This window comes from Bradyrhizobium huanghuaihaiense (assembly GCF_007830635.1).
GTDB lineage: Bacteria > Pseudomonadota > Alphaproteobacteria > Rhizobiales > Xanthobacteraceae > Bradyrhizobium > Bradyrhizobium huanghuaihaiense.
In genome coordinates this window covers 153,804-173,752 of sequence record NZ_VLLA01000017.1, presented here as the reverse complement: position 1 = coordinate 173,752, position 19,949 = coordinate 153,804, and the positions used below count along the sequence as shown (strand labels likewise).

General features: G+C 65.6%; 14 protein-coding genes and 1 pseudogene. 5 read left to right on the top strand and 10 right to left on the bottom strand.

Features of this window, described 5'->3' with window-relative positions; all coding sequences use genetic code 11:
• Positions 1–16 precede the first annotated feature (16 nt).
• On the bottom strand, positions 17–925 hold the full coding sequence (locus IQ16_RS29310; RefSeq protein ID WP_430648217.1) for a peptidyl-prolyl cis-trans isomerase: 909 nt from the start codon (positions 923–925) through the stop codon (positions 17–19).
• 287 nt (positions 926–1,212) lie between these two features.
• Here IQ16_RS29310 and IQ16_RS29305 point away from each other — a divergent pair, with 287 nt between their 5' ends.
• From IQ16_RS29305 to IQ16_RS29295, 3 genes are all read left to right on the top strand, one after another.
• Positions 1,213–3,234, top strand: a complete 2,022-nt coding sequence (locus IQ16_RS29305) for a hypothetical protein (RefSeq protein ID WP_018643084.1) — start codon at positions 1,213–1,215, stop codon at positions 3,232–3,234.
• 82 nt (positions 3,235–3,316) lie between these two features.
• On the top strand, positions 3,317–3,658 hold the full coding sequence (locus IQ16_RS29300) for a hypothetical protein (RefSeq protein ID WP_018643083.1): 342 nt from the start codon (positions 3,317–3,319) through the stop codon (positions 3,656–3,658).
• A 101-nt stretch (positions 3,659–3,759) separates the two neighbouring features.
• Positions 3,760–4,383 (top strand): 2OG-Fe(II) oxygenase family protein, encoded by a 624-nt coding sequence (locus tag IQ16_RS29295; RefSeq protein WP_018643082.1) that lies wholly within the window; start codon positions 3,760–3,762, stop codon positions 4,381–4,383.
• Between the two features lie 9 nt (positions 4,384–4,392).
• Here IQ16_RS29295 and IQ16_RS29290 read toward each other — a convergent pair whose 3' ends face one another.
• Both IQ16_RS29290 and IQ16_RS29285 read right to left on the bottom strand, forming a co-directional pair.
• Positions 4,393–7,008 (bottom strand): spermidine synthase, encoded by a 2,616-nt coding sequence (locus IQ16_RS29290; RefSeq protein WP_244635885.1) that lies wholly within the window; start codon positions 7,006–7,008, stop codon positions 4,393–4,395.
• Positions 7,009–7,179: 171 nt separating this feature from the next.
• Positions 7,180–9,347, bottom strand: a pseudogene (locus tag IQ16_RS29285) (TonB-dependent receptor).
• 320 nt (positions 9,348–9,667) lie between these two features.
• Here IQ16_RS29285 and IQ16_RS29280 point away from each other — a divergent pair.
• Complete coding sequence (locus tag IQ16_RS29280; protein ID WP_018643080.1) at positions 9,668–10,327, top strand: hypothetical protein; 660 nt, start codon at positions 9,668–9,670, stop codon at positions 10,325–10,327.
• A 45-nt stretch (positions 10,328–10,372) separates the two neighbouring features.
• On the opposite strand, the gene IQ16_RS29275 is transcribed toward IQ16_RS29280, so the two are convergent.
• From IQ16_RS29275 to IQ16_RS29245, 7 genes are read right to left on the bottom strand one after another with little or no spacing between them, the layout of a single operon-like run.
• Positions 10,373–11,500 carry a M24 family metallopeptidase gene (locus IQ16_RS29275; RefSeq protein ID WP_018643079.1) on the bottom strand — a complete coding sequence of 376 codons (1,128 nt, stop codon included), beginning with the start codon at positions 11,498–11,500 and terminating at the stop codon, positions 10,373–10,375.
• A 38-nt stretch (positions 11,501–11,538) separates the two neighbouring features.
• Positions 11,539–12,753 carry a M20 family metallopeptidase gene (locus IQ16_RS29270; RefSeq protein ID WP_018643078.1) on the bottom strand — a complete coding sequence of 405 codons (1,215 nt, stop codon included), beginning with the start codon at positions 12,751–12,753 and terminating at the stop codon, positions 11,539–11,541.
• Positions 12,754–12,771: 18 nt separating this feature from the next.
• A complete protein-coding gene (nikE, locus tag IQ16_RS29265; protein ID WP_018643077.1) occupies positions 12,772–14,346 on the bottom strand; it encodes a nickel ABC transporter ATP-binding protein NikE in 1,575 nt (524 codons plus the stop codon).
• Complete coding sequence (locus IQ16_RS29260) at positions 14,343–15,173, bottom strand: ABC transporter permease (protein WP_018643076.1); 831 nt, start codon at positions 15,171–15,173, stop codon at positions 14,343–14,345. Before IQ16_RS29260 ends, nikE begins: the two co-directional genes overlap by 4 nt.
• A complete protein-coding gene (locus tag IQ16_RS29255) occupies positions 15,166–16,113 on the bottom strand; it encodes an ABC transporter permease (protein ID WP_026312004.1) in 948 nt (315 codons plus the stop codon). The genes IQ16_RS29260 and IQ16_RS29255 overlap by 8 nt, the downstream gene beginning before the upstream one ends.
• A 13-nt stretch (positions 16,114–16,126) precedes the next feature.
• Positions 16,127–17,674 (bottom strand): ABC transporter substrate-binding protein, encoded by a 1,548-nt coding sequence (locus tag IQ16_RS29250; protein ID WP_018643074.1) that lies wholly within the window; start codon positions 17,672–17,674, stop codon positions 16,127–16,129.
• Positions 17,675–17,692: 18 nt separating this feature from the next.
• Positions 17,693–19,003, bottom strand: coding sequence for a M20 family metallopeptidase (locus tag IQ16_RS29245; protein WP_026312003.1), 1,311 nt, complete (start codon positions 19,001–19,003; stop codon positions 17,693–17,695).
• An 81-nt stretch (positions 19,004–19,084) separates the two neighbouring features.
• Between IQ16_RS29245 and IQ16_RS29240 the strand changes: the two genes are divergently transcribed.
• Complete coding sequence (locus IQ16_RS29240; protein WP_018643072.1) at positions 19,085–19,846, top strand: GntR family transcriptional regulator; 762 nt, start codon at positions 19,085–19,087, stop codon at positions 19,844–19,846.
• Positions 19,847–19,949: the final 103 nt, after the last annotated feature.

Below are 19,949 nucleotides of genomic sequence, written 5' to 3'. Positions count from 1 at the left end.
AGATGTTGGATCGCCCTCACGGCTCGTACCGCACTTGATAGGACGCCTTGAGCCGCTTGACCGCTTCCCAGGCCAGCTTGCGGGTCTCATCAGTATGCCAGATCCTGGCGGCCTCATCCCGAACCTTGTCGAGGCTGGCGAGATTCCCCGGGCGCCGGGAATCCAGCCGGGCGACGTGCCAGCCGTCCTTGGACTGCAGCAGCCTCCATTCGCCCTCCGGCATCGTCAGCAGTTGATCGCGGAAGCCTTCGCCAAAGGCCGCGGCGAGACTCTCGACCGGCCGGGCGAGGATGGCGCGCGTGAGATGCTGCAGTTCTTCGGATTCGCGCTGCTGGACGATGTCGTCGAGCTGGCGTTGCGCCGTCGCCTGGTCGGTGGGCGGAGTGATGTAGAAGGAGACGCGCTCCGGCTCGTCGAAGCGGGCGTGATTTTCCGCAAACCAGGCCTGCAGCTGCTCGTCGGTGGGCCGCGGAACGCGGATCTGGTCGAAGATCAGCAACTGCATCTTGAAGGCAATCCGGTCGCGGATCGTCTCGTCGCCGCGGTCGACGCCGAGCGCCTTACCTTCGCGGTAGAGGATCTCGCTCGCGACCCAGCTGTCGATCATCTTCTGGAGCTGTTCGCTCGACGGGGCTCGTTCCTTGTCCTCATCGAAATTGTCGATGAAGGATTGACGCATCGCCTTGGTGACTGTGATGACCTTTTCGTCCTTGGCGGGCGGATGCAGCACGGCGTCGATGCCGAAGATGATTGCTCCGAGCAGGGTGAAGTGCAGTAAGGGTTCGCGCGACAGTCGCACAAGCGCCGAGACGAAGGAGCGCGACGGCTGCGTGGCGCCACTGGCGACATCGGCGCCCGGGCCCGAGCCTCCCGCGTGCGATATCGGAAAGGACTGCACTTCAACTGGTGTCGCCGGCATTGACATATGGTTGTCACAAATCTCGCAGCACGCACCGCCGCTCGATGCGGCAGAGCATTTCAACTGTCATCTTCACGCGGCGCGGAAAATGCAACGGACAAACGCTGGACGCAAGATGCCTCGTGGAAATTGCCGATCTGCGTGCGTCGAACATAAATCCTTCACGAAGCTGTATCGGAACTCTGGTCATGTCGCCGCGCGCAGGGAATCCGTTCACGCGGTCGGGGCAAGAGAGTCCTCGAATTCCCAATCTCTGTTGTTTCGCGATATCCGACTTGAATAAGGGGCGATAGATGTTTCCATCTGGCAAGACGATCCTGTTGACCGCCGCATCGGCGTCATTGGCGCTGACTCAGAGCGCTACGGCCGAGGAATTCGGTCGGGGCGAGCGCCGCGGCAATCCTTACGTCGCCGGCGACATGCACAATCACAATACTTGCACGGATGGTTCGGTTGCGGCCGGCTACACGATCGACCGCGCAGTCGGGCGGGGCACCGCGTCGGCGGGCGGCAATAATTTCGATCTCGACTGGTTCACGCTCGGCAACCACGGCGGCTCCGGCAATCGCGACTGCCGCTTCAGCGACACCAGCGCCAATATTCCGGGACAGACCACGACGACCTGGAGCCAGACGCTCGGCCAGACCATCGACGGGATCACCATCAGCAGCCTGAAGGGCACCCCGAACGGCTCCGGCACCGGCGCGCAGATGTGGCGCTGGCAGTCGATCCGCGAGGTCGAGTATCCGACCATCGTCAATCGCTCGGCACGCTACGACAAGGTGCTGATCGAGGGTCTCGAGTGGATCGCGCCCGGCCATGAACACGTCGACGTCGCCGTCATCACCGGGCAGCACCCGATGCACCCGAGGAAGGGACCCGGCAACGCGGACAAGATGGCGGAATTCGAATACCGCTTCGACCGCGCCGACACCGACGCGATCGGCCCCGTCATCGACGCCGGCGGCAACCAGCTCTGGCCGGGCAAGGACAACGTCAACAACACCGGCACGGCGGGCCACCAGAAGGCGCTCACGGGCATCAAGTGGTTGCAGGCGAACTACCCGCTGCACTCCTACGTCATCCCGACCCACACTGAGCGCCAGGGCCCGTTCAGCACGACCGCCAACAAGGGCTACAACATCGAGCATTTCCGCGACTTCAACAATGCAGGCCCGACGGTTGCGTTCGGCATCGAATCGCCCGGCCACTTCGCCGAAGGCGGTGCGAATGGCGGCTCCGGCTCGTACACCGCCAACGCGGTCGGCGGCGGCACCTACGGCATGAGCGGCATCTACACCGCGAAGGTCGGCGGCCTCTGGGACGGACTGCTTGGCGAAGGCCGCAACTTCTTCATGTATGTGAGCTCGGACTGGCACAGCCGCGGTGCCGGCGGTGCGCGCGACTCCTTCACGACGGCCGACTTCATTCCCGGCGAATATACCAAGCTTTATGTTCCGAACGCCGGACGGTTCTCGTCGCAGCACGTCGTCGACGGCATGCGTTCGGGCAACTCGTACTCGGTCAACGCGGACCTCATCGGTCCGGATCTGGTGTTCCGCGCCAAGACGCGCGGCGACGACTGGAAGACCATGGGCGAGACCCTGGTCGTGCGGCCCGGCGAGAAGATCACGGTCGAGATGGAGCTGACCGTCCCGCGCGAGAACAACGCTCCCTACACCTTCAACAACCCGCTGCTGGTGCCGGTGGGCATCAAGCAGCCGCTGAACAAGCCGTCGCTCGACCACGTCGATCTGATCACCGGCCAGATCACCGGCGTCGTTGCGCCTAACGCGCCCAATTACGCGGTGGCCAATGCCGCGGGCACGGCCGGCGCGTCGATCGTGTACAATCCCTCGGCGACCATCGCCCGGCAGATCCCCGCGACGCAGATGCATCGCGAGCATCGGGGCGATCGCGACGGCGTGCGGCTGCGGTTCACGACGACGTTTACCGCGGGCACCAAGCCGTTCTACATCCGCGCGCGCGGAACCAACATTCCGAACGGCACTCCGAACGTCAGCGATACCGCCGGCAATCCGCTGCTTGACGCCAACAACGCGCAAGTCAGCTGCATCGATCCGGCATGCCCCGCGCATCTGGAGACGGTGAACGGCGCCAAGAAGGTGACCCACGACGTTCAGGCCTACTCGAACGTCTGGTTCTACGCCAACCCGATCTTCGTCAGGCCGGAAGGCTCGCCGAAGCTCCTGGTCGAGACCAACGCCGAACTGGCGCGCCGGCTCGGACAGCGGGCTGAGCACGATCACGACCACCACGACCACGACGATCATCATCACGACCACCACTGGTGATGTGAGGCCATCCGGCGGGACGCATTTTGCGTCCCGCCGTGCTCGTTTTTGACGCGGGCTGTCGCTGCCCGGAACGACCGACATGCATCTATTTCGTATCACCGTCTGCGCACTCGGGCTGCTCGCCGGCCTCGGCTGCGCAGTGGCCGCCCCCGATGCTGCCGCGCCCGCCTCGGAGGAACCGACCCGGGACGATTGCAATGCTGCGGTGGCGGAAGCGCGGGCTTTGGCGACCGCCTTGCCGCCCGATCATCTCTCGCGGTACTTCGCCGAACGGCACCTGCACCAGGCGCTTGTCGAAGCCGGCAATGGCGAGTTCGACGAATGTCTCGACATGGCCGCGCGTGCCTCTGACGAGGTGCGCGAGCGGCGCCACGAGCTGCGGCCCGGCGAGAAGCTGAAAGTGCTCCGGGCCGACGAGTAGCAGGACCCGAGAATTTCGCAGATCCTGCGCGCTGTCATCGCAGTGTCATCTTTGCCCGCGCATTGTCTGCCCGCGTTTCAAGAACAGGGTGACGTTGCGACATGGATCAGATCGAGCCGCTTTTCCCGATTCCGCTGCTGCGCTCGCCCGGGCTGCTGCCGCCCTCGCTGAACGAAGCCGCCGTGGCCGCGATCCGGAACACCCGGATCGAGGGCAATCTGCGCTCGGGCCAGCTTTTCCACACCGAAGTTGCCGATCCCCGCGACAACGAGCTGTTTCGCCAGATCGCCGAGCTTGCCGTCCCCAAGCTGGTCGATTTCGGCGTCCTGCTGTTCGGCGAAGAGCTGCGCTGGACCGTCAAGGAAATGTGGACCAACATGCTGGAGACTGGCGGAAACCAGACGCTGCATTCCCATGCCAACAGTTTCGTCTCCGGCATCTTCTACCTGACGCCCTCGCATTCGGCCTGCAAGACGGTCTTCGTGCGGCCGCCCGGTGGCTTCGACTTCTCCTTCCGCCACCACACGCGCGAAGCCGCCATCGGCCCCTTCAACGCGGGCAAGTATGCCTTGCCGGAGGCCGAGCCCGGCGATCTCGTGCTGTTTCCAAGCTACCTCTATCACGAGGTGCCGAGAAATCAGGGCGGGCAGAGGATCACGATCGCCTTCAATGCGATTCCCGATCATCTCGACTGCTGGGGTTATCGCGTCAACTTCGCCCCGTGAGGGCGGTGATCACTCGTTTCTGAGGCCGAACTCGCGCAGCAGCAGCTCCCGCGCTTCCGGCCTCGAGGGCGCCGCCTCGTTGATCTTGCGCAACAGGCGCGCGGCCGCTGCGCGGTCCGAGCCGATCAGCGATTTCGCCATGCCAATCAGCGGCCCATACGCCGGATCGAATTCGGGGCTCAAGCGAAGCGCGTCGATGAGGCCCGGGGAGGCGGCATCAATAAGGGCGGCACCGCGCGGATCGCCGGGCAGCGACGCGCCGGCCTCGAGAAAACGGTTGCGCGCATGCCAATACGCTGTGAGGCGCGCGCTCAACGCATCGCGCCCGGCGTCGCCAGAAAGGAGCTCGTTCGGATCCGGCTGAATCTCCTTCATGACCGCAAGCAGCAGCGACCAGGGGGCTGCGCGGAGCGCGCGGACATTCCGCCGCGCATCGAACGTCACGAACGGATAATCATCCGTATTGCGCGGGCCTTGGCCGGCGAACGCAGAGAGGGCGCGTGGGCCTCCGACATACTGGCCGAGCAGATCGATCGGTGCCTCGAACCCCAGCGGCCGCACGACTTTCGCGGTCATGGGATCGTGCAGCCGCGTTTGCAGCGCATCGACATCGAGATGGCCGCCGTCGCGTGTTCCGATCATCGCAAGCATCGGGGTGCGGACGCTGTAGTGGTTGAGCCAGGCGGCGCCGTCGGGATAGACGTCGAGAAAGCCGCGGATGATGGCGCGGAGCGAAGGCATATCGAGCTGGTAGAGCGGCAGCCATTGGCAGAAGATGCCGCCTGACGCCAGTCTGCGTTTCACGGCCGCGAAATGCTCCACGGTATAGAGCGCGCCGCTGCCATCGAGCGCGGGGTGGAACAGATCGGCGATGATGACGTCGTGCTGGCCGGTATCCGCGGCGACGTAGCGGCGGGCATCCGCGACGGTCAGGCGCGGCGTCGAGGCTGCCGGCGGATCGACGAACCAGGGCAGCAGGTCCACCACTTCCCGCGACAGCTCGACGCCATGTACGCTCACGCCAGGCATCTGCGTTCCGCCGACCATGGTCGCGCCCGTGCCGATGCCAAGGAACAGGGCGCTGTGGGGTGCTCGGTGAAGCAACAGCGGCAGCATCGCCTGCCGATAGTCGGATCGCGTCGAGCTCGTCCCGCCCATACGGAAATGCCCGTTGACCTCGAGATAGCGCGTGCCTGCCGCGTCATCGACCACGCTCGCCGTCGCCATCGGTCCTTCACGAACCGCAAGCAGCGCGCCCCCCGATGGTACCCGCGTCAATGATGGCGTCGGATGGAGCCACAGCACGAGTGCGCAGGTCGCAGGTAGCGCGGACCACAGCAATGCCGACCGGCTGGGCGGCATAAGCAGCAGATAGCCCGCTGCGACGGCAAGCAGCGCCGTCCAGGCGCCAAGGGCCGGGATCAGGAACTGCGCAGCCACCAGCGGTGCGATGCAGGCGCCGAGACTGTTGATGCCGACCGCCGATCCGACGGAGCCGCGTTGATCGCTCACCCGCTGCGCCAGCAGGCCGAACAGTGCGCCCATTGCTGTCGCCGGAACCAGGAAGAGGGCGACAGCCACCGCCAGTTCGCCGAACACATCCGCGCGCGATGCGATCTCGACCAGCCGGCCGGCAAAGGGCGCGAGCGCTGCAGCCGTGATGCAGGCGAGTGCGGTGCCAGCGAGCAGACCGCGGAGATTGCCATCGGTCGCATCGCGCCCGGTCCGCTGCCAGAGCAAGCCGCCCGCTGCAGTGCCTAGCAGATATGCGGCGAGTAAGCCCGCGAAGGTGTAGACGGTATCTTCCATCACCTGCGCGGCAAGCCGGACCACGAGGACCTCGAAGGTGATGCCGAGCAGTCCCGTGGCGAACAGGGTGATCGTGAGACGCGGGTCGCGAAGTCGTTCGGGCCGCGCCTGTTCGGCATCGGCCTTGCCCGCCGCGGGTCCAAGCGCAAGCGCGGCCAGGGCACAGAGCGCATTGACGCCGGCAAGGCAGAGCAGCGTTCCCGAAAATCCGAGTGCCGGGATCAGGAGGAATGTGGAGGCAAGCGTGCCGGCCAGAGCTCCAGCCGTGTTCGCCCCATACACGCCCGCCGTGACGCGCGCATCGCCGCGCGCATGCCGCGTCATCCGCTCAAGCGCGGCCAGGGTTCCGCCCATGGCCATCGCTGCGGGGAGCAGCGCGAGCGTCGGCAGCGCCAGGCTGCCGGCCCATAGCAGGATTGGAGACGGTTCGGTCCCAAGCAGAGGCGGCAGCGCCCGCCCGGCCGCCGGCAGCAGCCACACGCTGATCAGGCCCCAAACGGCGATGACGGCTTCAAGGACCGCATAGACGCGCCATGGCGATGTCGCACGGCGGATCAGCCGATCGAGTGCGAACGCGCCAAGGGCCAGGCCGCCGAAAAATCCGGCGATGACGCCGAGCACCGCCATCATCTCGGTGCCGAGCGCTAGGCTCAACTGGCGCGTCCACACGATCTCGTAGCCGAGGCCTGCAAAGCCCGACGCCGTCACGATGGGGACGAGCGCCCACGGACGTGCAGCCTGTCCACGCGTCGATGCGGCCGTGCGTGCAAACCGCTCTGCCGAGGCGATCATGGTGATATCAGGCTCAGATTGCATTCCCCTCACTCCTGCTTCGAACGCGACCGGCTGGGCGGTCGGAGCCGGGGTCTTGCGTCAGCCGAACTCGTGCTCTCGGTTCATCAAAGCATCCGCGCTATGTCAGATTTTTTCAGGATTTATGACGGCCGGCGCAGGTTGTTTCCATGCCAGGCCCGCAAGCCGCCGCGATCAGAATCTCGCCGCCACTGTCAGCCGCACTGCAAGCGGCTCGGCCGGATGGACGTGACGATCGGCGACGCCCTCGATGGGCTCTCCGGGCAGCCGCGACAGATAATAGTACTCGATCTGATTGGTCTGAGTGTTGAAGAGGTTGAGCACGTCGAGTTGCACCCGAACGCCGTTGTCGAAATTGTAGCCGGCGCGTGCATTGAAGATCAGCGACGACCGCGAACGGACGCTGTCGTCCTCGATCAGCGGGCGCGGGCCGAAATAGCGCGCCTTCAGCGCGCCGAACCATCCGGTGTCGCCGCCGAGTGTGACCGCTCCGCTCGCCACCCACACCGGCGCGCCGGGGATGCGGGCGCCGGCCGGATCGAAATCGGTGAAGCGTGCATGGGTGTGGGCGACGTCGAGATCGACCGTCATCCACGGCAGCGGCTTGTACTGGTTCGTCCACTCGACGCCGACGCGGCGGCTGGGCCGGCTCGGCTCCGTGGTGCCGGCGTCGCCGACGAACAGTAGTTCCGAGTCGAAGTCGAGCACGAAGACCGCGAGCGAGCTGGTGAGCCCCTCGATCGGCTTGGTGCGGACGCCGAGCTCGGCGCCGCGCGAGCGCACCAGCAGCGGCACGCGGTCGAGCGGCGTCACCTTGTCGTTGGGATCGACCGTAATCGTCGCGCCGCGGATGTCGTTGCTGTGCAGGCCGTATCCGGCATTGGCGTAGAACTCGGTCTTGTACCACGGGCCGAGCACGAGGCCGGCCTTCGGGCTCGCCATCGACGCCTGCGCGCTGCCCGAATTCTGCGGCGTGTCGCTGAAGACGTGTCCGGCGAAGACATCTTCGCGGATGCCGACGGTGGTGCGCAGCCAGTCGGTCCAGCGCGTGGTCGTATCGCTCCAGAGGCCGACATTGCCCTCCTGCACGCGGTCGTCGCGCACGGTCGAGAGCCAGTTGCGCCGCTCGGTCTTGAACAGGCCGACATGGATATCGTCATAGCGGCTCTGTATGCCGACGCGGGTTGCGCCTCGATGCCGGCAAAGCGCCAGTCGAACGCATGCCGGGCGTCGACGCCGCCGAAGCTGCGGCGGTCGAGCTGGCTGAACTGGTCGCCATTGACCGGGTTGTCGAGAAAGTAGGTGAAGTCGTTGAAGAGGCGCAGATCGGAGCGCACGACATAGGCGCGGACATTGGTTTGTCCGTAGTCGCCCGACTGCGCCCAGCTGCCGGACAGGCTGAACCGGCTCGAGGTGCCGCCGTCGGTCGGATTGAGGGTGCCGAGGCGATCGATCAGGCCCTGGTCGATCGCGCGTTGCGCAACCTGATCGGTGGAATTCCAGCCATTGGAATAGGCCATTGCCGTCAGCGTCAGGCCGTCGGTCGCGGTGCCCTGGCTGTAGCGCAGTACGCCGTTCAGCTTGCGGACGTCGTCCGGCGATTGCCACGGTCCATCATATTTGGTGGCTTCGAGCGCCGTCAGCAGCGTGCCGGCGCCGACGGCGTTCGACGTTGCCGCCAGGGCGCGGCGATAGCCGAAGCTGCCGAAGGTCAGCTCCGCGATGTTGTGCGGCAGCTTGTTGACATAGTCGATCGCCACGGCGCCGGCGGACGCAAAGTCGCCCTGGTCGGCGAAATACGGCCCCTTGCGCACATCGACGGACCGGATCAGCTCGGGGATCAGGAAATTGATGTCGGCATAGCCTTGCCCATGTCCGTGCGTCGGCATGTTGACGGGCATGCCGTCGACGCTGATCGCGAGATCAGTGCCGTGATCGAGATTGAAGCCGCGCAGGAAATACTGATTGGCTTTGCCCTCGCCGGAGTGCTGGGTGACGATCAGGCCAGGCACGACTTCAAGGGCCTCGCCGGGTCGCGAGAAGGGAATCGCATTGACCTCCTTGCCGCTGATGCGAACCGCGCTGGCGGCCGTCGGCTGCAGAGCGGGCGGGCCGGCGGGCGCCGCACCGGCCGCACCGCCGCCCTCGGTCGTGCTGTCCGTGCGAGCGGCACTCTGATGATTGCGCGGGCCCCCATTCTTCGGCGGCTTCTTGCGGGCGGGCCGTTTAGGAGGCTGTTCCTCCGCCGCGACGGTGACCGGCGGCAGCTCGGCGGCCGCGCTGAGCTCGTGGGCTGCTGCCGGAAGCGCACACAGGGCGGAGGATGCGGCGGCCGAAAACATCCGCAACAAGGTCCCACGCACCGCCACGTCTCCGCACCCCAACCAGTCCAGCAACGCCACGCTCTAGCAGGGGAGTATGACGATGCGGCAACAATGTCATACTGAGGCCCGGAGCCGGTGTCGAGGCGCGGAATGATCGCAAGGCGGGGAAACATCGGGAAGGTCGTCGGTGTTTCGCACAAGTGTCACATCGGCGGCCGATAAGCCTTGCTCCCCTCGGTGCTCAGTGCCTGGCGAGCCCTTGTCTTGCCTATGCTGGCCACCGGCCTCCTTGACCGAGAATTTTGCGCGTTGCTTCCGACAGGCTGATGACTGGGAACATGAGAGGGCACAAGGCGGCGCGGCGGATATCGGTGGGGTTCGTCCTCGTGCTGGCCTCTCTGCTCGATGTTTCCGCCTCGACCTCGGCGCTGCCGGCGGATTTCCCTGATATCGACGTCCCGGGCTTCAGCGGGCCGACGTCGAGCCTCGGGGAGTTTCCCGCAACGTTGGCACCGGCCGTTCCGGCGGCGCCATCGCGCTCTCACGTCAATCGCGAGGCGATGCGCGGCAATCCGCTCTGGGCAGTCCCGCTCGCGGCATTGACGGACACGAACGAGCGGCCGATTTTCTCGGCCTCGCGGCGGCCGCCGCCGCCATCGGTGATTTCGGTGCCTGCGCCGAAAGCGCCGTCCGTGCCGCCCGGCCCGCCGCCGGCCGAGCTGCGGCTCGTGCTGGTCGGAACCGTTGTCGGCGGCGATCAGAGTGTCGGCATTTTCGTCGACGAGGCGAGCAAGGCCACGCTGCGTCTGAAGCTCGACGGAGACTATCAGGGCTGGCGACTAAGTTCGGTGCACCAGCGCGAGGTGACGATGGTGCGCGGCGAGCTCACCGAGACGCTGACATTCGCGAAAGCAGGCGGAGCTGCGCCCGCGGCAGGACCGGCCGTTGCGGAAAGCGCAGTGAAGCGGGGTAGCTCGCACACGGCTCAGTATGATTGAACGAGCCATTTCTAGAGGCGCGCTGCGCCTTGAGGCCCGCGCAACTTAAACCCGAAATACCTGCCGTGGTGCGCGTGTCAGACACTCGTGTCCGGCTTCCGTGACGAGCACGGTCTCGCTCAGCGCGATCCCGTCGGCGGAAACATACATGTGGAACACCATGCCTTCCTCCAGCGTCCAGTCGACGTTGGGCAGGAAGACGCGTGAGAAGTCGCTGGTGCGCGGCGTGTGGGCCGGATAGCAGCCGAGCGAATAGCCGGTGATGTTGGGGTAGTCCGGCCGCAGGCCTTCGGCGAGCATCGTATCTCTCGCCAGCGCGTCGATATCGGCGGCTGCGGTGCCTGGCTTCATCGCTTCGAACTGCCGGTTCTGGATCTCGATCAGACGGCGGGCGAGTTGAGACCGGCGCGGGTCGATCTCGCCGATGACGGCCGACCGCATCAGGCGGGCGCTGTAGCCATCGATATAGGGCAACAGCTCCATGTGCAGAACGTCGCCTTTGGCGAGCGGCTGATTGGTGAGTCCGCCGTGCAGAAAGGCGTTGCCGACGCCGGCGGTGATGATGCCCGCGCGTGCCGCGTCGGCGCCCTCCTGCATGAACACCTGATAGACGGCTGCAGCGGCGTCGCGGGCCGACCGGCCTTCGCCGGCCGCTTTCAAGGCGGCATCGATGCCGAGATCGCCGATACCAGCGGCGCGCCGGAGCACGGCGATTTCCCTTGCGCTTTTCCTGGCGCGGAGCAGGGCCATCACGCCGGAGAAGTCGACAAATTTCGCGTCCGGCAACTGTGCCGACAGATGCTTGAAGCGGGATAGCGGCATGCAATAGGAATCTTCGTCGAGGCCGACACGGCCTGTCGCACAACCGAGGCTGCGGACGGTATCGGCGAGGACCTTGATCGGGTCTTCCCAATCGGTGAAGGCGACGGAACGCTGCAGCCATGAGCTGTCGCTGAACGGGCCGAGGTCGACGGCGCGGAGAATCATGACCGGCTCGCCATCGCGCGGCAGCAGGCAGGCCCGATACATGTTCTCCGAGATCAGGAAGCCGGTGAGATAGGCGAGAAACTCGCTCTGGTCGATGATCAGGACATCGAGATTTCGCGCCGCCATCTGCTCGCGTACACGCTTGACGCGCGCGTTATATTCGTCGATCGGAAACAACATCGTCATGCACTTTCAGTGGGATCAAATGCGCGCCCGGAGCGCAGCTATCCGCAGATCTCCAGAATGGCGAGCATGTAGATGCGGATCATGTCGACGAAATCGACGATATCGACCCGTTCGTCGGGCATGGTGTTGTAGCGTCCGCCGGGACCGCAGACGATGCCTTCCATCTTGCCGAAATAGTGCAGGTGACCGGCATCGGTGCCGTAGAAGCAGCTCGGTGCAACGGGTCCGGTCGGCTGGTCTTCGCCGCGCACCGTACGATAGGCGCGGTTGATCGCTGCGACGATCGGGCTCGTACGCGCCACTTCGAATGGCGGCATGGTCGGCACGCCGGAGCGATCCTCGGACATGATCTTGGTCTTGAGGCCGGGAAACCGTGCTTCGAGCGCATCGAGCTCGCGACGCATGTCAGCCAGCGCGCCGGCCTCGGTCTGGCCCGGCGCATAGCGGCCCGAGCCCTTGATCCGCACGAAATCCGCAACCTGCGGCGCCCGCCATTCGTGCAGCTCGCGGCCGAGCGCGCCGTGAACGACGCCGACATGGACGCGGTTGATGCCTTCGTGTTCCGGCGAGAGGGCGCCTGAGAATTTCATCGCGTTGAGGCGCGGAATGAGATCGCACCCCGCGGTGATGGCGTCGACGGCCTCTTCGCGCTTGGACAGGTGGCGGGTATTTCCTGTGAGCTCGATGATGAACATGAAGGCCGCCGCATGCATGGTCATCGCCTTCAGGTCGGTCGGCTCGGAATTGATGAAGTAATCGGCGCGAAGTCCCTGCTCGACCAGCGAGTAGGTGCCGACCCCGCCTTGCAGCTCGCCGACGACGTAGGTGAGGATGACGTCACCCCGCAGCTTGATGCCGGCGTCGATCAGCGTTTTGACGGCGCAGAAATAGGCGGCGTCGCCGGCCTTCATGTTGGAGACGCCGATGCCGTAGATGAAGGCGTCGTCGACCTTGCCTGCCCAGGGATCGACGGTCCAACCCTCGGTCACCGGATTGGTGTCGAGATGGCCGTTGAACATCAGGCTCTTGCCGCCACCCGAACCTCTCCAGCGGCCGACGGCGTTGACGCGTCCCTCGTCGCCGAAGGGCGTGAGCTCGCTTTCGAGACCGATCTCGCGCATGCGGCCGGCCATGAAGGACGCGAGCTGCTTCTCGCCCTCCGACTTGGAGTAGCTCTTGTGCTGCACCATGCGCGACAAGAGGTCGAGGGCGGCGGGCACGTCGATCCGGGCGAGAAGTGCGTTGTGATCCATGGAGGCAAATCCTTGTCGTCAGCCGACCGGCACGGGCGAGGCGGCCATCAGTTCGCGGGTATAGGGATGAACGTGCTCTGCGTCGAAATCCTCGGCCGGCAACAGGTCGACCATTTCACCGCGGCGCATCACGGCGATGCGGTGGGCGATCTGACGGATGAGGTTGAGATCGTGGGTGATGAAGAGGAAGGCGGTGCCGGTCGCGGCGCGCAGTGCCAGCAGCAGTTCGATGATCTGCGCCTGCACGGAAACATCCAGCGGTGCGGTGATCTCGTCGCAGATCACGAGCTTCGGTCGCGCGGCAAAGGCCCGCGCAATGGCGACGCGCTGCTTCTCGCCGCCCGAGAGCTGGTGCGGCCAGCGGCCGGCATAGGAGGCCGGCAGGCGGACCTGCTCGAGCAGGCGGGGAATCTCGGCGGCATTGCCGCCATAGAGTTTCAGGGGGCGCGACAGGATTTCGCCGATCTTGTGGCGCGGATTGAGCGAGGAATCCGGATGCTGGAAGATGATCTGCACGTCGCGGCGATAGGCCGCGTTCATGTCGCGGGCGGCTGTGATCGCCTGATTGTCGAATTTGACCTTGCCCGAGAAGCTGGCAAGACCGGTGAGCGCGCGCGCCACTGACGATTTGCCTGACCCGGATTCACCGACCAGCCCCAGGATTTCTCCAGCCCGCACGTCCAGCCCGATGCTCTTCGTCGCGGGCGGCGGCGCATGGCCGAAGAGGCTTGCTCGGCCGTAATGGACTTCGATGTCCGAGGCCGAGAGGAGGATCTCGTCACCGGGCTTGTCATGAACGAGGCGCCGTTCGGGCCTCGGCACTGCCTGCACGAGGGCCTGCGTATCGGCATGGCGTGGGGCGCGGAAGATGTCGGCAGCCGGAGCCTCTTCGACCAGACGGCCGCGTTTCAGCACTGCGACCCGATCGGCAACCCGCGTCACAAGCGCGAGGTCGTGGGATATATAGAGCGCGGCGACGCCGGTTTCCTGGCGAAGCCGGGCGAACAGCTCGAGGATGCGCGCGCCGGTGATGACGTCGAGCGCCGTGGTCGGCTCGTCGAACAGAATGATGTCGGGCCGGCAGCCGAATGCCGTTGCAATGATGACGCGCTGCTTTTCGCCGCCGGAGATCTCGTGCGGATAGCGTCGCATGATCGCGGCTGGATCGCGCAGTTCGACATGGCCAAGCAGGTCGACGGCCAGCGCGTCCGCTTCGCGCTGCTTGAGGCCGCGATGCTGGATCAGCGTCTCCGTCACCTGCCGGCCGATGGTGAGGGTCGGGTTGAGCGAGGTCGACGGATCCTGGAACACCATGCCGAGCCGGCGTCCCCGGATTCTGGTCAGCTCCCGCGGGCTCAGGCGCTGAAGGTCGGTGTCGCCGAGATGCAGGGAGCCTGCGATCTCTCGGGCATTGTCCGGCAGATGGCGCATCAGCGCCCAGGCGAGCGAGCTCTTGCCCGAGCCGGATTCGCCGACGAGACCCAGCACCTCGCCCGGACCGATCTGAAGCGAAATGTCGTGCAGCACGCGCACTGGTCCTGCGGCCGTCGCGTAGTCGAGCGTATAGTTCTTGATGGCAAGGGCCGGGATCACCGCTCGTCCTTCGGATTGAGGGCGTCGCGAAGGCCGTCGCCCACGAGGTTGAAGGCAATGGCGGTGAGTGCAATCGCCGTGGACGGCATGATCAGGCCCCACGGCGCCTGGTACATGTACTGCCGGGCATCGGCCACCATCAGCCCCCATTCTGATGCAGGCGGCTGGGCGCCGACGCCGAGGAAGCTGAGCGTTGCGAACAGCATCACGGCAAAGGACACGCGAATGGTGGATTCGATCACGATCGGCGCCATCACGTTGGGCAGCATCTCGCGGAAGATGATCCAGACTGCGCCCTCGCCACGCGCGATGGCCGCCTTGACGTAGTCCTGATTGCGCACGTTGAGCGCAACCGAGCGGGTGACGCGTGCCATGCCGGGTGCAAAGGCCACCGCGATGGCGATGACGGCGTTGCCGGCGCCGTTGCCAAGCGTCGAGACCAGCAACAGTGCCAGCAGAAGGCCTGGGATCGCCATCACCGCGTCGTTGGTGCGCATGATGGCCTCGTCGGTCCGGCCGCCGAGATAGGCCGAGCCGACGCCGATGATGGCGCCGGCCGCGCTGCCGACGAAGGTCGCGATCAGGGCCATTGGCACGGTCGACCGGGCGCCGACCATCAGGCGGCTCAGGATGTCGCGGCCGAATTGGTCCGCGCCGAGCCAGTTCTGCCAGCCGGGTGGACGAAACCGACCGAGAAAATCGATCTTCTCCGGTGCGTAGGGGGCAAGCGCCGGCCCGAACAGGCAAGCAATGGCGATGAGCGCCAGGAGCGTGACGCCGACGAGCCCCTGCGGTCTGCGGATAAGGCGGACGAACAGCTCAATCATAGCGGATCCGCGGGTCGAGAGCGGCATAGGCCATGTCGGCAAGCGTGTTGGTGACGGCGTAGGTCGCAGCCATGATCAATGCGCCGGCCTGGATCGACGGCAGGTCGCGCGCGGTGATGGCGACCATCAAGGCCCGCCCGATGCCGGGAATGGCGAAGATCTCCTCGATCACGATGATGCCGCCGAGCAGGTAGCCGACATCGAGCGCGATGATCGTCACCACCGGCAACAGCGCGTTGCGCAGCGCGTGACGGAACAGCACGGTGCGTTCCGGCAAGCCCTTCAAGCGCGCTGCGCGGATATAGTCCGATTTCAGCACGTCCAGCGTCTCGGAGCGCATCATGCGCATCACGTGTGCGATGAGGATCACCGAGATCGTCAGCACCGGCAGCGCCAAATGAGAGATGCCGTCGCCGAAATGTTCCAGCGGCGAGACGTAGCCCGTCGCCGGCAGCCAATGCAACGTGTCGGCCAGCAGGAGCGCAAGCAGCGTTGCGGTGACGAATTCGGGCAACGATACACCGAGATACGCGATCAGGCTGACGCCGGTATCGGCGAGCCGGCCTTGTCGCAGCGCCGCCACCACACCGAGCGGTACGGCGACGACCAGCGTGACGAGGATGGACGAGGCCGCGAGCAGCAGCGAACGCGACAGCGCGCTCAGCATCTCCGGGCCGACGGGTTGGCTGGTCCGCATCGAGATGCCGAAATCGCCGGTGAAGACGCGGCCGGCCCAGTGCAGATACTGCTGCCAGGCCGGAGCGCCGAGCCCAAGCTTCGCCCTGAGCGCAGCCAGCATTTCCGGCGTCGCATTCTCGCCGAGCAGCGACTGGGCCGCGTCGGCCGGCAGGACCTGTGTGATGGCGAACACCAGCATCGAGACCACGATGACGGTGTAGACCATCAGCAGCAGACGGCGCGCGAACCAGGCGAGCGACACCGATGTCTCCGCCTCAGCCGCGCTTCGGCGCGCCGGCGCCGAGCGAAACCAGATCGAGGCGGAACACCGAACCGCGCGGATGCAGCGTGTAGCCGTCGACATAGGAGCGCTGTGCAGCAAGAAGGTCGAAGAACGCCGAGATCACGGTGGGGACCTCCGCGTTCATCATCTCCTGCGCCTTTGCATAGAGCGCGCTGCGCTTTGCCTCGTCGGTCTCGACGCGGGCCGCATTGATGACGGCATCGAATGCGCTGTTGTTCCAGCGGGTCTCGTTCCAGGTCGCATTGGACGTGTAGAGCAGGTTGAAGATTGCGTCGGCGGTCGGCTGCATGTTGTAGAAGCCGACGTAGAAATTGCCCTTCTTCCAGACCTGGTCGAGATAGGTCGCGTGCGGCATGGTCTGCACGTTGATGCGGAAGCCGGCGGCGGCCGCCATCTCGCGAACCGCGACGCCGAGCTGGGTGCGGGTCGCGGGCCTGTCGGACGCGATCAGCGTCAGATCGATGCCGTTGGGATAGCCGGCCTCGGCCAGGAGCTGCTTCGCCTTGGCGACGTCGGGCTTCTTCATCGGGATGTTCTTGTAGAAGTGATAGGCGGAGTTCAGCGGCGTGTCGTTGCCCGGGGTTCCGTAGCCGCCGGCGACGAAGCCGACGGTCGCTTCGCGATCGACCGCGAGTGCCAGCGCCTGGCGGACCCTGACGTCGTTGAACGGCTTCTGGTCGCATCCGAGGTTGATGTTGAGGAACTGGCCGGAGGGCGTGCGCAGCGCCTTGACGCCGCTCGCCTTCACGAGCCGCTCGTATTCGCCGGGCGTCGTCGTCAGCAGCAGGTCGATCTCGCCGGAGATCATCGCCGACGCTTCGGCGGTGCGATCGGGATAGACGAGCAATTCCACGCGGTCGAGGTAAGGCCGTGTCGGGTCGTAATAGGCGGCGTTGCGTTCGACCACGATCTTCCGGTCGGGCTCGTAGGACACGAGCTTGAACGGCCCGGTGCCGTTTGCGGTCGTGGAGAGGCTGGCGAGATCGGAGGCGATGACCTTCGCCGGAACGATCCGCGCGTTGAGATAGGTCAGGGCCACCGGCAGGTCGGCGTAGGCGCCTGTGAGCGTGAACTTGACGGTCAAGGGATCGATCGCCGCGACCTCCTTGATCGGACCGACATTGGTCCGGCCGGGCGAGGCGGTCTTGGGATCGAGGATGGCATTGATGCTGGCGACGACATCTTCCGACGTCAGCGGCGAGCCGTCATGGAACGTCACGCCCGGGCGCAGCTTGAAGATCCACTCCGTGCGCGTCTCGTTCGGCTCCCAGGAAAGCGCGAGGTCCGGCTCGACGGTCATGTCCGGTTTCAGCCGGGTCAGGTTGGAGTAGAGCAATTCGGTGACGAGGTATTCCGGATTGACCCGCGCCAGCATCGGATGAATCACCGACGCGGCCTGGTCGAGCGACATCCGAAGCACGCCGCCGCGCTTGGGCGTATCGGCGACGGCGATCCTGGGGAGAGTGACGAGGCTGATGGCCGTGCCGGCGAGAAACAGGCGGCGGGTGACGGACAGCATGGCAGTAGGCTCCTCGAGTTAGCGAATGGCGGTTGCTTCGGGCGACAGATCAGGGCGGAATTCGGCGGAGAGGTACGCGAGGACCGACTTCGCGAGCGCGACGATGTCGGGGAGCGTGGTGAATTCGCCGGGCGCGTGAATGCGGCTGTTCGGCCGGCCGAGGCCCGTCAGCAGGATCTCCTGCATGCCGGTCGCCTGCACCCAGCCGAAATCGGAACAGCTCGTCGCGCCCCATTTGGCGAATTCGTCGGGTGCGTAGCCGAAGCCGGCCGACAGCGCGTCCTGCCAACGCGGCCAGTGCGGGCCGGTTGGATCCGACGTCGGCATCAGGTGACCGGTGAGGACGATCTCGATCTCGGCCTGCGGCGCGGCCTTGCGGATCGCATCCTCGATCTCGCGACGTGCGGCGGAAAAATCCTCTTCCGGCGCGTAGCGGCGGCAGATCAGGATCTCGAACCGCGAGGGGATCTGGCCGCCGCACTGGCCGCCATGTGCGGCGGATATGTCGAGCTGTGCGGCAAGCGGGCGGGTCGCGCCGGGCGGGGCGGGCAGGGCGGACGTGCGCTCTGAGATGTCCGGCTTCAACGCGGCGAGCGCATTGAGGATCGGCAGAGCGGCCTCGATGGCATTGGCGCCGCTTCCGGCATTTGCCGCTTCGCTCGCATGAACCGTCCGGCCATGGACCCGCAGCAGCAGCGTGAAGAGCCCGAAGCAGCCGGCCCAGATGCGTGGCGCCGCCGCACCATTGAAATTGAGGATGTGCCCCTCGAGCAAGCCCTGATCCGCGAGATAGCGAACACCGGGGTAGAGCCCGCCTTCCTCGTCGGTGCAGAACAGCAGCATTGGATCATAGCCGAGCGGCAGGCCGGTCCGTTCGGCGGCGCGCAGCGCCAGCAGCACGGCCGCGATCGTACCCTTCATGTCGGCGGCGCCAAGGCCGATCAGACGGTCGCCATCGCGCGTCAGGTGCAGCGGATCGGTGGCCCAGCCCGGCGCAGCCGGCACGGTGTCGACATGAAAATACAGTCCCAGCACCGGTCTGCCGGAGCGGCGGCGTGCGATGAGATTGGTGCGCGCGCCGTGCGCAGGGCCGCCAGGGACACGCCACAGATGCTCGGGCACGTCGATGCGCCGGCACTCGAGGCCAAGCGGCGCGACGAAGCTCTCCATCAATCCGGCAAAGGCCTGGTAGCCCGCACCGGGTGGGAAGGTCGTGTCGACCGCGACCATCCGCGCAAGATCGTCGACCGCGCTTTCGGTGGCGCGTTCGATCTCGGCGAATCCCAAGCTTAGCCCGGACTGCCCTGGACGGATGGGCGGAGAAACCATTTGCGGCGGCTCATTTCTATATTCTATAAAGAAATACACGATGAGAACCGATTGCTGTCAATTCCAAAGAATGAGGCAGGCGTGACCGGTAAACAGGCAAAAGCGGCGGTGACGGGCTCGTCGAGCCTGCCGGTTCCTCTGTACGAGCACGTCAAGCGGCAGATCGCCGAGGCGATCCTGGTTGGAGACCTGGCTCCGGGTACGGTGCTGCCCGGCGAGGTTGCGCTTGCAACACGTTATGGCGTTGCGGTTGGCACCATTCGCCGGGCGCTGGCGGATCTGACTGCCGACGGCATGCTGGTGCGCCGTCGCAAGACCGGCACTGTCGTCACCGGCCGTGCTCCGCAGCATAGCCTTCGCTTCTTCTTTCAGTACTTCCGCTTGCACGGCGAGGATGGCGGCCTGCAGCGCTCCGTCCCTGAGGTCTTGTCCGTGACAATCCGGCCGGCAGGCGCCGAGGAAGCTGCGCTCTTTTCGGAGCCGGCGGGTGAGCCGCTGCTGTGTCTCGATCGCATCCGCAGAGTCGGTAGCGTGCCGGTGATGCATTCGCAGATCAAGCTGCTCGCGCGTCGCGTGCCCGATTTTCCGCGCGAACCGGCACGCGTGCCGGCGCTCCTCTACCTTCATCTGCTCGACGTCTACGGCATCCGCGTTGCTGCAGTTCGCGAAAAATTGTCGGCAGAGATCGCGGACGCAAAAGACCGGCGCCTGCTCGGCTTGCGATCGCCAAGCGCCGTCCTGGCCATTCACGAAGAGGCCTACGATCAGACCGGCGCATTGGCGCTTCTCAGCGAACACCGCGCGACGACCGCGCACCATCGCTATGTGAACGAGATCCGCTGACCCGATCGGAGCAGTCTCTCCCTCGGCTACGATCCGCAGTCATGTAAGCCCGATGCGCGGCCTCAACCATCGGTTCTGATAACCGCTCCCCGCCATAAGAATT

What these genes read in the sequence shown, in the direction of transcription:
- IQ16_RS29310 (WP_430648217.1), bottom strand. Translation starts at nt 925, where the DNA reads ATGTCAATGCCGGCGACACCAGTTGAAGTGCAGTCCTTTCCGATATCG.
- IQ16_RS29250 (WP_018643074.1), bottom strand. Translation starts at nt 17,674, where the DNA reads ATGCTGTCCGTCACCCGCCGCCTGTTTCTCGCCGGCACGGCCATCAGC.
- IQ16_RS29290 (WP_244635885.1), bottom strand. Translation starts at nt 7,008, where the DNA reads ATGCAATCTGAGCCTGATATCACCATGATCGCCTCGGCAGAGCGGTTT.
- IQ16_RS29270 (WP_018643078.1), bottom strand. Translation starts at nt 12,753, where the DNA reads ATGGATCACAACGCACTTCTCGCCCGGATCGACGTGCCCGCCGCCCTC.
- IQ16_RS29245 (WP_026312003.1), bottom strand. Translation starts at nt 19,003, where the DNA reads ATGGTTTCTCCGCCCATCCGTCCAGGGCAGTCCGGGCTAAGCTTGGGA.
- IQ16_RS29280 (WP_018643080.1), top strand. Translation starts at nt 9,668, where the DNA reads ATGAGAGGGCACAAGGCGGCGCGGCGGATATCGGTGGGGTTCGTCCTC.
- IQ16_RS29295 (WP_018643082.1), top strand. Translation starts at nt 3,760, where the DNA reads ATGGATCAGATCGAGCCGCTTTTCCCGATTCCGCTGCTGCGCTCGCCC.
- IQ16_RS29300 (WP_018643083.1), top strand. Translation starts at nt 3,317, where the DNA reads ATGCATCTATTTCGTATCACCGTCTGCGCACTCGGGCTGCTCGCCGGC.
- IQ16_RS29260 (WP_018643076.1), bottom strand. Translation starts at nt 15,173, where the DNA reads ATGATTGAGCTGTTCGTCCGCCTTATCCGCAGACCGCAGGGGCTCGTC.
- IQ16_RS29305 (WP_018643084.1), top strand. Translation starts at nt 1,213, where the DNA reads ATGTTTCCATCTGGCAAGACGATCCTGTTGACCGCCGCATCGGCGTCA.
- IQ16_RS29275 (WP_018643079.1), bottom strand. Translation starts at nt 11,500, where the DNA reads ATGACGATGTTGTTTCCGATCGACGAATATAACGCGCGCGTCAAGCGT.